The sequence below is a fragment of the Flavobacterium sp. genome, from assembly GCF_036782315.1.
Classification (GTDB): domain Bacteria; phylum Bacteroidota; class Bacteroidia; order Flavobacteriales; family Flavobacteriaceae; genus Flavobacterium.
Genome location: NZ_DAIPZK010000002.1, coordinates 99820 through 112409 on the forward strand (window position 1 = coordinate 99820; position 12590 = coordinate 112409).

Annotated in this window: 10 protein-coding genes and 1 tRNA gene; 4 read left to right on the forward strand and 7 right to left on the reverse strand. The window is 34.1% G+C overall.

The genetic code is table 11. The features are described 5' to 3' along the window. Window positions 1-78: 78 nt before the first annotated feature. Window positions 79-150 (reverse strand) — tRNA-Glu (locus V7P59_RS02295). Window positions 151-267: 117 nt separating this feature from the next. Further along, window positions 268-1746 carry a proline--tRNA ligase gene (gene proS / locus V7P59_RS02300; protein WP_333808280.1) on the reverse strand — a complete coding sequence of 493 codons (1479 nt, stop codon included), beginning with the start codon at window positions 1744-1746 and terminating at the stop codon, window positions 268-270. 101 nt (window positions 1747-1847) lie between these two features. Between proS and V7P59_RS02305 the strand changes: the two genes are divergently transcribed. From V7P59_RS02305 to V7P59_RS02320, 4 genes are all read left to right on the forward strand, one after another. After that, window positions 1848-2786, forward strand: coding sequence for a hypothetical protein (locus V7P59_RS02305; RefSeq protein WP_333808282.1), 939 nt, complete (start codon window positions 1848-1850; stop codon window positions 2784-2786). A gap of 28 nt (window positions 2787-2814) precedes the next feature. Continuing rightward, window positions 2815-4362: an OmpP1/FadL family transporter gene (locus tag V7P59_RS02310; protein ID WP_333808284.1), complete on the forward strand. Its 1548-nt coding sequence runs from the start codon at window positions 2815-2817 to the stop codon at window positions 4360-4362. A 214-nt stretch (window positions 4363-4576) separates the two neighbouring features. After that, window positions 4577-5878 carry a 30S ribosomal protein S12 methylthiotransferase RimO gene (gene rimO / locus V7P59_RS02315; protein ID WP_333808286.1) on the forward strand — a complete coding sequence of 434 codons (1302 nt, stop codon included), beginning with the start codon at window positions 4577-4579 and terminating at the stop codon, window positions 5876-5878. Between the two features lie 137 nt (window positions 5879-6015). Continuing rightward, window positions 6016-6252 (forward strand): DUF465 domain-containing protein, encoded by a 237-nt coding sequence (locus V7P59_RS02320; RefSeq protein ID WP_333808288.1) that lies wholly within the window; start codon window positions 6016-6018, stop codon window positions 6250-6252. Window positions 6253-6299: 47 nt separating this feature from the next. On the opposite strand, the gene V7P59_RS02325 is transcribed toward V7P59_RS02320, so the two are convergent. The 5 genes from V7P59_RS02325 to V7P59_RS02345 all read right to left on the reverse strand — a co-directional run bounded on the left by V7P59_RS02325 (window position 6300) and on the right by V7P59_RS02345 (window position 12577). Next, entirely contained in the window at window positions 6300-7718 is a 1419-nt protein-coding gene (locus tag V7P59_RS02325; protein WP_333808290.1) for an MBL fold metallo-hydrolase, read from the reverse strand. A gap of 73 nt (window positions 7719-7791) precedes the next feature. After that, window positions 7792-8934, reverse strand: coding sequence for a LysM peptidoglycan-binding domain-containing protein (locus V7P59_RS02330; RefSeq protein ID WP_333808292.1), 1143 nt, complete (start codon window positions 8932-8934; stop codon window positions 7792-7794). 91 nt (window positions 8935-9025) lie between these two features. Beyond that, on the reverse strand, window positions 9026-10567 hold the full coding sequence (locus tag V7P59_RS02335; protein WP_333808294.1) for an acyl-CoA carboxylase subunit beta: 1542 nt from the start codon (window positions 10565-10567) through the stop codon (window positions 9026-9028). 74 nt (window positions 10568-10641) lie between these two features. Then, entirely contained in the window at window positions 10642-12081 is a 1440-nt protein-coding gene (locus V7P59_RS02340) for an acetyl-CoA carboxylase biotin carboxylase subunit (RefSeq protein ID WP_333808823.1), read from the reverse strand. Between the two features lie 10 nt (window positions 12082-12091). Continuing rightward, on the reverse strand, window positions 12092-12577 hold the full coding sequence (locus tag V7P59_RS02345) for a biotin/lipoyl-containing protein (RefSeq protein WP_333808296.1): 486 nt from the start codon (window positions 12575-12577) through the stop codon (window positions 12092-12094). Between the last annotated feature and the right edge of the window lie 13 nt (window positions 12578-12590).

Here is a 12590-nt window from a genome sequence, read left to right on the forward strand (position 1 = left end):
ACCCCTCTTACCAGGATGAAAACCTGGCGTCCTAACCGATAGACGAACGGGCCATTAACCAATTCTTTATTCAATATGTAGCCCGTAGGGGAATCGAACCCCTCTTACCAGGATGAAAACCTGGCGTCCTAACCGATAGACGAACGGGCCATCTCGTACTTTGAGGTATTAAAACATCTCATTTCCGTAATGCGAGTGCAAAGATAAACACATTTTTTATTCCTGCAATAGCATCAATATTTTTTTTTCGCTTTTTTTGCTAATTTTTTAGTAAGCCTTTGCAAATAAGACTCTTCCAATAGAAGGTTTTCCTGTAAAAACACAAGAACCCGCTTCCTCTACTCTATCCAAAGCAATACAACGGATAGTTGCTTTAGTCAATTCTTTTATTTTTTCTTCTGTTTCAGCAGTTCCATCCCAATGTGCCGCTAAGAAACCACCTTTGGTTTCTAAAACTTCTTTAAACTCGTCAAAAGAATTTACCTCAGTAATATGAGAATTTCTATACTCTAAAGCCCTTGCAAATAAATCATTTTGAATAGTTGCTAATAAATTTTGAATATAATTTACTACTTCATCTTTAGCAACTATCTCTTTAGATAAATTATCTCTACGAGCTACTTCATAAGTTCCATTTTCTAAATCATTAGGTCCTATTGCAATACGAACTGGAACCCCTTTTAATTCCCATTCTGCAAACTTGAATCCTGGTTTTTGAGTATCTCTATTATCATATTTAACAGAAATACCTAATTTTCTCAATTCAACAGCCAAAGCATTAACTTGTTCTGAAATGGCATCAAATTGTTCATCTGTTTTATAAATAGGAACAATAACCACTTGTATTGGCGCTAAATTAGGAGGCAAAACCAAACCTTTATCATCAGAATGTGTCATTACTAAAGCTCCCATCAAACGCGTAGAAACTCCCCAAGAAGTACCCCAAACGTATTCTTGCTTACCCTCTTTATTAGCAAATTTCACATCAAAAGCTTTAGCAAAATTTTGACCTAAAAAATGTGAAGTTCCCGCTTGCAATGCTTTTCCATCTTGCATTAAGGCTTCAATACAATAGGTTTCATCTGCACCTGCAAAACGTTCTGTTTCTGTTTTCAACCCTTTAATTACTGGAATTGCCATGAAATTTTGAACAAAATCTGCATAAACATTCATCATTTTCTCAGATTCTTCAATAGCTTCTTGACGCGTCGCGTGGGCTGTATGTCCTTCTTGCCATAAAAACTCAGCTGTTCTTAAAAACAAACGCGTTCTCATTTCCCAACGAACCACATTTGCCCATTGATTGATTAACAAAGGTAAATCTCTATAAGATTGCACCCAACCTTTATAAGTTGACCATATAATAGCCTCTGAAGTTGGACGAACAATTAATTCTTCTTCCAATTTAGCATTTGGATCAACCATTAATTTTCCTGGTTTTTCTTCATCATTTTTTAAACGATAATGCGTAACTATCGCACACTCTTTAGCAAAACCTTCGGCATTTTTCTCTTCTGCTTCAAACATACTTTTTGGAACAAACAAGGGGAAATAAGCATTACTATGTCCAGTTTCTTTAAACATTCTATCTAATTCAGCTTGCATTTTTTCCCAAATTGCATAGCCATATGGCTTAATAACCATACACCCTCTTACTCCTGAATTTTCTGCTAAATCAGCCTTTACGACTAGTTCGTTATACCATTTGGAATAATCTTCCGCTCTTGTTGTTAAGTTCTTGCTCATTATGAATATTTTGGCACAAAAATTGTTTGTATAAATTTTAACTAATTTGTTTGGCAAAAATAGTTAAATTTGAAGTGTCCAACAATAAAAAAATAAGAGTTATGAAAACTTATTACCTGTTTACCAAAAAAAATGCCATATTTTCATTGTTTGGATTAATGGCAATAATCTTAACATCCTGTGGTTCATATCAAAATGCATCATATTATGATGATGGTGTTTACACCACTTCAGAAAGACAAAAAGTTGTAGTATCAAATAATTCACAGAGTGGCAATGTATATTCGCAAAAGTTCAGAAACATGCAAGATGACTATGTTTACTATTCTGACGATAATACAAAAAAAGATAGTGTAATCACTGTTTACAACAATCAATACAGCAACAATAATAATGCTGACTGGGGCAACAATGCAACAGAAGTTACCATTAATTACTATAATAACGGTTGGGGTTGGAACAACTGGTATTCTCCATATTGGGGTATAGGCTGGAATTGGGGCTGGAACTCATGGTATGGCCCTAACTGGGGTTGGGGATGGAATTCTTGGTATGGAGCTGGCTGGGGCTGGGGACTTGGATGGAATTCTTGGTACGGACCTGGATGGGGTTGGAACGGGTGGTATGGTAATGGTTGGGGTTGGAATGGTTACTATGGCAACCATGTTTCCTATAATCATGGCCCAAGAGGTGGTAATGGTTATTATAATAACGGAGGTGGAAGAATGACAAATCGTGTAAACAACAACACTCCTAGACCAACGTTTAGTCCAAGAAATAGTTCTCCAAGATTACAATCAACTAATCCAAGAAATAACAACACACAATCTCCAAGAAATTCTACACCAAGAGAATACAATCCTAGTCCAAGAACTAACACACAATCTCCAAGAACCTCAACACCAAGAGAATACAATCCTTCACCTAGAAATAACAACTATTCTTCACCAAGAAGTTCATCTGGAGGTAGTTTTGGAGGTGGAAGCTTTGGCGGAGGTGGTCGTTCTGGTGGCGGAGGCGGAAGAGGCGGAAGAGGTTAATTCATACTAAAGATTAAAAAAAATTGAAATGAGAAAATTATTTTTATCCATAATTTTTGGTAGTTCTTTATTGGCTACTGCACAAGAAACTACAACTAATGACGCTTTGCGATATGCCGTAAATAATTTAACTGGGACAGCTCGCTTTAGAGCAATGAGTGGTGCATTTGGTGCTGTAGGCGGCGATTTATCATCGATTAATGTAAATCCTGCTGGTTCATTATTTTTTAACAATAACTTTGCAAGTATAACTGGAACCAGCTTTAATGCACACAATAGATCAGATTATTTTAATACAAGAACCAAAGAAAATTTTAGCTCATTAGATTTAAACCAACTTGGAGCTGTTTTGGTTTTTAATGATAACTCAGGAAAAACCGATTGGTCAAAAATTGTTGTAGGATTAAACTATGATAGTACAAATAATTTTGATAATACTATTTTTTCTGCTGGGGTAAACCCTTATAACTCTATTGGAAATTATTTTATTGACAAAGCTCAAGGATTGCCTCTAAACTATATGCAATTACAACCTGGAGAAACTATTTCTCAATTATACTCTTATTTAGGACAAACAAGTGGTTTAGGATTTCCTGCTCAACAAGCTATGCTTGGCTATCAAGCTTATATATTTGAGGCATTTGATGATAATGATCCAGACAATATTGATTATTATACTAATATTCCTCCAGGCGGAAATTATTATCACGAAAACTATGTACAAACTTCAGGTTTTACAGGAAAACTTACAGCTAATATTGCTACCGCATATAAAAATAAATTGTTCTTAGGATTGAATTTAAATGCTCATTTTACCGATTATGTAAAATCGACTTCAGTTTACGAAGGTAATAACAATGATTTATACACTAGTGGTTTAACTGTAACAGACATTCAATTTGACAATGAGTTATATACCTATGGAACGGGATTCTCAATGAACTTAGGAGCTATTTATAAATTTACAGATAGTTTTAGAGCTGGAATTGCTTATGAATCACCAACTTGGTATCATTTAAACGACGAATTATCACAGCGCCTAATAACAAGAACTACTGACGGAACAAGCAACTTTCAAAATTTTGTAAACCCAAACGTTGTAAACATCTATGAAAGCTATAAAATTCAAACACCAAGTAAATGGACGCTAAGTGGTACTTATATTTTTGGAAAAAAAGGCTTAATAAGTGTTGATTATGCCACTAAAGATTACAGTAATATTAAATTTAAGCCTACAAATGATAGTTTTTTTAGGGATTTAAACACTGATATGAGAAATCAATTTAAAGATGCAATGGAATTGAGAATAGGTGGTGAGTATAAAATAAAACAATGGAGTCTTCGTGGAGGATATCGCTTTGAAGAAAGTCCATACAAGGTAGATTTTGCAATGGGAGATTTGACTGGATATTCAGCAGGTTTAGGATATAATTTTGGTGAAAGTAGATTAGACTTAGCTTACGCTAACGATCATAGAAATTATAATTTAGCCCTTGTATCTTCAGGCATGAACGATGCAGCAAGAATTAGAACCACAAACAATAATATAACCATTACTTATTCAGTAAATTTCTAAATAAATAATCAAAAATAATTAAACCACTTCTTCAACCGAAGTGGTTTTTTTATGCCCAAACCATAACACCTAGCCCCGATGGGAGCGACATTCCGTACTAGCGGATATAGCGGACAGCGGGACCAAGCCCCTAAAAAATTCCTAAACGCTGGTGCTTCTACTAATTATTTTATGTAATTTTGCCTTCCGAATGTTCGGAATCAAAATTAAAAACATGAGAACCAAATCGTTAAAGAAAAATAAAATCAATGTAATTACACTTGGATGTTCTAAAAACACTTACGATAGTGAGGTTTTAATGGGACAACTAAAAGCCAACGGAAAAGATGTAGCACACGAAGAAGAAGGCAATATCGTGGTAATTAACACTTGTGGTTTTATTGATAATGCAAAGGAAGAATCGGTAAATACGATTTTGGAATATGTAGATAAAAAAGATCAAGGTATTGTAGACAAAGTATTCGTTACTGGATGTTTATCAGAAAGATACCGTCCAGATTTAGAGAAAGAAATCCCGGACGTTGACCAATATTTTGGAACTACAGAATTACCTCTTTTATTGAAAGCTTTAGGAGCTGATTATAAACACGAATTACTTGGAGAACGTTTAACTACAACTCCAAAAAATTACGCTTATTTAAAAATTGCCGAAGGTTGCGATAGACCTTGTAGTTTTTGTGCAATTCCTCTAATGCGTGGAAAACACGTTTCGCAACCTATTGAAAAATTGGTAAAAGAAGCTGAAGGTTTAGCTAAAAAAGGCGTAAAAGAATTAATCTTAATCGCTCAGGATCTTACCTATTATGGATTAGATTTATACAAAAAACGCAATCTTGCTGAATTACTAGAAAACTTAGTTCAAGTAGAGGGAATTGAATGGATTCGTTTGCATTATGCTTTCCCAAGTGGTTTCCCTATGGATGTTTTAGATGTAATGAAACGCGAACCAAAAATTTGTAATTATATCGATATTCCATTACAACACATTTCAGATGATATTTTGAAATCGATGAAGCGTGGCACAACTAAAGAGAAAACAACTAAATTATTACAAGAATTTAGAGAACGCGTTCCTGGAATAGCTATCAGAACTACTTTAATTGTGGGTTATCCAGGTGAAACTCAAGAAGATTTCGAAATTCTGCGTGAATGGGTTCAAGAAATGAAGTTTGAGCGTTTAGGTTGTTTTACTTATTCGCATGAAGAAAATACAGGTGCTTTTGCTTTAGAAGACGATGTACCACATGAAGTAAAACAAGCTCGTGCTGCTGAAATTATGGATTTACAATCGCAAATTTCTTGGGATTTGAATCAGGAGAAAATTGGTAAAGTTTTTAAATGTGTTATTGATAGAAAAGAAGGTCAATATTTCATCGGAAGAACTGAATTTGACAGTCCTGATGTAGACAATGAAGTTTTAGTGGATGCATCAAAATATTATTTGAAAACGGGTGATTTTGTAAATTTAAAAGTTACTGATGCAACTGAATTTGATTTATACGCTGAGCCTATTTAATTCGTTTCAAATATTAAAAATCATATATGAATCCTTGCAATTATTTTGTGAGGATTTTTTATTTGATATGATAATTGTCATATCAATGCGTTTTTTTTATTACTAACTTTGAGTATAGAAATTTAAAAACCAGCATTATGATAACGAAACATCCTATTTACCAAGATTTTCCTGAATACGCAGACAAGATTAAAGACCTGTATCATAACAATGATGAATTTCAGGTTTTATTACATTCGTATACAGATTTAGACGAGAAAATATACAAAATTGAAACAGACGAAGAGTTAGCAATGGATGATGAATTATCACATCTAAGAAAAGATCGTGTGTTTCTAAAAGATGAAATTTTTAATTTTCTAAAAGATAGTTAGAATTTCACTTGAAACAAAAACCGCTAATTAGCGGTTTTTTTGTTGATTTACAATAGTGTAGTTGGACATACATAGTTTGTTTTAGGTAATTCTGTTGTTTTAGCAATCTCATTAAATCCTCCTGAAACATCCATAAAATTATCAAAGCCTCTTTGTTTTAAAATAGAAGCTGCTATCATACTTCGATAACCTCCTGCACAATAAATAACGAATGGTTTGTCTTTTGGAAAACTATCAAGTTTAGTATTTATTTGATTTAAGGGAATGTTTACAGAATTTAATAAATGTTCTGAATCGAATTCACTTTTTTTACGAACATCAAATAAGGATAACTTTGTTGTTTGAAGTAATGTTTCTAACTGTTCACCAGTAATTCTTTTTAATGAATCGGTTTCTTTGTTCGCTTGTAACCAAGATTTAAAGCCACCTTCCAAATATCCAATCGTATTATCATATCCTACTCTTGAAAGTCGAATCATACATTCTTCTTCTCTACCAGGTTCAGTTACTAATAGAATAGTTTGATTAATATCAGAAATCATTTCTCCTACCCACATCGCAAAACTTCCGTCAATCCCAATATTAATACTATTCGGAATAAACGCCTTTGCAAAATCTGTAGCATTTCTAGTATCTAAAATTAAAGCACCAGAAACATTTGCCAAGTCTTCAAAATCATTAGGATTAAGTGGTCGTTTTGCTTTTTCGATTACCTTATCTAACGACTCATATCCTTTTAAATTCAACAAAACATTTTTTGGAAAATAACCTGGTGGGGTGGTTAATCCAGTAAGTAATTCTTCAACGAATTCATCTTCTGTCATATTAGGACGAAGCGCATAATTGGTTTGTTTTTGATTTCCAAGAGTATCAGTAGTTTCTTTACTCATGTTTTTTCCGCAAGCACTTCCAGCACCGTGATTAGGATAAACAATTAAATCATCTGGAAGCGGCATAATTTTATCACGTAGCGAATGATATAATAAACGAGCTAATTTATCTTGTGTTAAATCAGCAATTACATGTTGGGCTAAATCAGGTCGACCTACATCACCAATAAACAAAGTATCACCTGAGATGATTCCGTGTTGTTTATCGTTTTCATCAATCAGCAAATAAGTAGTACTTTCCATTGTATGTCCTGGAGTATGAAGCGCTTTTATTTTGTAATTTCCAATGGTAAAAATCTGACCATCGGTAGCAATTGTGGCATCGTAATTTGGTTTTGCGGTTGGACCGAAAACAATTTGAGCTCCCGTTTTTGCTTTTAAATCTAAATGACCGCTAACAAAATCGGCATGGAAATGCGTTTCAAAAACATATTTGATTTTGGCATTATCTTTTTTGGCTCTATCTATATAAGGTTGGACTTCTCGTAATGGATCAAAAATGGCTGCCTCTCCATTATTTTCAACGTAATAAGCAGCATGTGCCATACAACCTGTATAAATTTGTTCTACTTTCATGACATAACTATTAGAAGTTACGAATTTACATTCTACTGAATAATAGTAAAATGATAAATATCATGAACTAGAATTAATCTTGAAGCACTCTGTTAATTTGAATAAAACGTTTTTTGTAGTAAGGTTCTTCAGTAGATGAAATTACAACACCTGCTTGTATTGTTGAATGAATAAATTTAATTTCATCACCAATGATTTCGGTAATCATACCTACATGATTAACACTTCCTCTCCCATTGGTAGTAAAGAAAATTAAATCGCCTTTTTGAGCCTGACTTCTGTCAATTTTATACCCTGCACCTACGGCCATAGAACTTGATGAACGTGGCAAAGTCATTTCGATATGCTTAAAAGTTGAATACATTAAACCGGAACAATCAAAGCCTGCGCTTGTAGTTCCGCCGCCTCTATATCGAGTCCCTAGGTATTGAGAAGCTTTTGCAATTAAGAATTCAGCCTTTGACATGTTTTCAGGAGAAAGTTCTTCAATTTCTTTTGGAGCGTTGGCTTTTACATTTTGATGATTAACAAGTTCTACATTACCTTTCTTAACGATTACTTCATATCCAATAGGTAAATTAGCAATAATTTCAGGATTCATCTCTTCTAAATCCTTAACACTTACTTTATATTTTTTAGAAAGCCTATATAATGTTTCTCCTTTACTAACTGTATGAACTTGATTCCCTAATTCATCAAAACACAAATTGTTATCTATATTAACAGTACTTGTATTTACAACAACGTCAGCCTTTTGAGTTGGTACTGTTACAATTGGTTGTGGTTTTGATTTTGCTATTTCCTTTTTAGCCACTACAACTATTTTATCACCTATTTGTATGGATTCAGGTTTGACATCTGGATTTAATTCTTTTAATTTTTCTAATGTAATGTCATACTTTTTGGCAATTTTATAAAGTGATTCTCCAGGCTCAACTGTATGCATTTCAGCATTTGAGGTCTTAAATGAGGAAATATCTTTTTTATCAGTTGATTTAGATTTTTTATTGGGAATAATTAAAACCGTTTTTAATTGTAGTAAATTACCTTTCGATTTCGGGTTTAATTCATAAATATCAGATTCACTTACATCATACTTTTTAGCAATAGAATAAATGGATTCACCTGAAACCACTGTATGCTTGATTGTTTTTTGTGCAACAACATTCCCGCTTATGAAAAAAAGTAAAAAAGTAAAAAAAGTTATAAATCTCATTCAGAATTGTTTTAGATGGATTGTAGGTAATTTGGAGGTTGCAAGATAAAAAAAACTCCCTTTAAAAAGGGAGTTTTAACATTATTTTAAATTACAATGGAATGTTTCCGTGTTTGCGTTTTGGCGTATCAACTACTTTGTTTTCTAACATACTAAACGCTTTTATTAATTTTCTTCTGGTATCTCTTGGTAAAATTACCTCATCGATAAAACCACGTTGGGCTGCAGTATATGGATTAGCAAATAACTCCGCATATTCTGCTTCTTTCTCTGCTAATTTAGCCACTGGATCAGCTGCTTCACTAATTTCTTTCTTAAAGATAATTTCCGATGCTCCTTTTGCTCCCATTACCGCAATTTCGGCACTTGGCCAAGCAAAATTCATATCGGCACCAATATGTTTTGAGTTCATTACGTCATAAGCACCACCATACGCTTTACGAGTAATTACAGTAACTCTTGGCACAGTAGCCTCACTAAAAGCATATAATAATTTTGCTCCGTGAGTAATAATTCCATTCCATTCTTGATCAGTTCCTGGTAAGAAACCTGGCACATCTTCTAATACTAATAATGGGATATTGAAACAATCACAAAAACGAACAAATCGAGCTGCTTTAATCGAACTGTTTACATCCAAACAACCGGCTAAAACCATTGGTTGGTTGGCTACAATTCCGATGCTTCTTCCACCTAAACGAGCGAAACCTACGATAATATTATCTGCAAAATCTTTATGAATTTCAAAGAAAGAATCTTCATCGATAATTCCGCTGATTACTTCGTGCATATCGTAAGGCTTATTCGCACTATCTGGAACAATTGTATCCAATTTTTCACGAACTTCATCGTGCAATACAAAAGGCAATTTTGGAGTAGTTTCTCTGTTGTTTTGTGGAATATAACTTAATAAACGTTTGATATCTTCCAAACATTCTATACCATTTGGAGATGTAATATGACAAACTCCTGATTTTGATGCATGAGTTGCTGCTCCACCCAATTCTTCTGAAGTTACTTCTTCATTGGTTACTGTTTTTACAACGTTTGGTCCGGTTACGAACATATAACTGTTGTTTTCCACCATCATGGTAAAATCAGTCATTGCTGGAGAATAAACCGCTCCACCAGCACATGGTCCCATAATCGCTGAAATTTGAGGAATTACTCCAGAAGCTTGAACATTTCTGTAGAAAATATCCGCATAACCACCTAAAGAACGAACCCCTTCTTGAATACGAGCACCTCCAGAATCGTTTAATCCAATCATTGGGGCACCATTCTTAATTGCCATATCCATTACTTTACAGATTTTTTCAGCATGAGTTTCTGATAACGAACCTCCAAAAACCGTAAAATCCTGTGCAAAAACATACACCAATCTTCCGTTGATGGTACCATAACCTGTTACTACTCCATCTCCATAGATGACTTCTTTGTCCATACCGAAATCTGTAGTACGGTGAGTCACCAACATTCCTATTTCTTCAAACGAACCTTCGTCTAATAAATATTCAACACGTTCTCTAGCTGTTAATCGCTTTTTTGCATGAAGTGCTGCAATTCGTTTTTCGCCTCCACCTAATTTGGCTAAAGCAATTTTATCGTTTAATATTTTGATTTTATCTTCCATTTTACTTTTGGTTTCAAGTTTAAGGTTTCAAGTTGAGAACTTGTCTTGATTCTTAATACTTTTATCTTAATACTCTAATTTGGTAATTTTAATACTTTTTGATCTTCCACGTATTGTTGAAATGCAATCATAGCTGCAATTTCGGCTTCAGTATCTAATTTTGATTTTAGTTTTTCCGCATCATAATACGCTTTCACAAATCCAGTATCAAAATCACCTGAACGGAATGCTTCGTGTTCCATAACAAATTTTCCAAAGGGTAATGTTGTAGCAACACCTTCAACCAAATAATTATCAATCGCTTTAATCATTAATTCAATAGATTCTTCACGCGTTTCACCATAAGTGATTAATTTGGAAAGCATTGGATCGTAATAAATTGGCACATCCATACCTTCTTCGATACCATTATCTACTCGAATTCCTTCTCCAACAGGTAATTGGTATTTAACTAAAGTACCAACATTAGGTAAGAAATCATTCATTGGATCTTCGGCATATACACGAAGTTCCATAGCATGACCTTTGATTTGTAAGTCTTCTTGTTTCATTGGTAAAGCTTCCCCACGAGCTACACGAATTTGTAATTCTACCAAATCCAATCCAGAAATTAACTCCGAAACCGGATGTTCTACTTGCAAACGTGTATTCATTTCTAAAAAGTAGAAATTATGATCGCCATCCATTAAAAATTCAACTGTTCCTGCTCCTAAATAATCACAAGCTTTTGCCACTTTTACAGCAGCTTCACCCATTTCTTTACGTTTTTCAGGAGTCAAAATTGCTGATGGTGCTTCTTCTACTACTTTTTGATGACGACGTTGGATACTACATTCTCTTTCGAAAACATAGACAATATTTCCATGACTATCTGCCATTACTTGAATTTCGATGTGACGTGGTTTGGTTACATATTTTTCAATGAAAACCGAACCATCTCCAAACGCATTCGTTGCTTCCGAAATGGCTCTATCCATTTGAGAAACAAAATCTTCTGCTTTTTCAACCACACGCATTCCTTTTCCTCCACCACCAGCAGACGCTTTAATTAAGATTGGAAAGCCAATATCTGTCGCAATTTTCTTTGCAGCTTCGATATCGATAATAGCATCTTCTGTTCCTGGAACCATTGGAATTCCGTATGCTTTAACAGCGTCTTTTGCTGCCAATTTACTTCCCATCATTTCAATTGCTTTTGATTTTGGCCCGATGAAAATGATGTTATTTTTTTCACATGCTTCTGCGAAAGATGAATTTTCACTTAAAAATCCGTATCCCGGATGAACTGCATCAACTCCTAATTCTTTACAAACTTCGATGATTTTGTCACCACGTAAATAGGATTGACTGGACGCTGCTTCTCCAATTAAAACGGCTTCATCAGCATATTTAACGTGTAAAGCATTTCGATCAGCAGACGAATAAACGGCTACCGTTTTGATTCCCATTTTTTTCGCAGTTTTCATTACTCTAATAGCAATTTCACCACGATTTGCAACTAATATTTTCTTAATTTCTTTCATCTTATTCGAATTCAATTAACAATTGTCCTTTATCTACGGCATTACCTTTTTCAACTGCGATAGATTTGATTACTCCATCTCTTGGTGAAAGGAAACAGTTTTCCATTTTCATGGCTTCCAAAATCAATAAAGGATCATTTTCTTTTACTTCTTGACCAACCGAAACGTTAATTTCTAGAATCAAACCTGGCATTGGTGCTTTGATAGCGTTTACCAGTTTTGTTCTACCACGCTCAATTCCCATACTTTTGATTAATTCATCTAAAGCATCGGAAATAGCTACTTCATAAGTATTGTTATTAACTTTAACTGTATATTTTTTGGAAATAAAATCGGCCGAAATAATTTCAGCTTTGTAAGGTTTGTTGTCTTTTAGTACGTGAAACTTTGTTGCTTCCAACTTAATGGCATCTAATTTCTGAAGGTCATTTTCAGTAACTTCAAACGAAGTAGAATTGTTTACTAAAAGTTTATAATTTGTGCTCATGTGAGATTTTTTT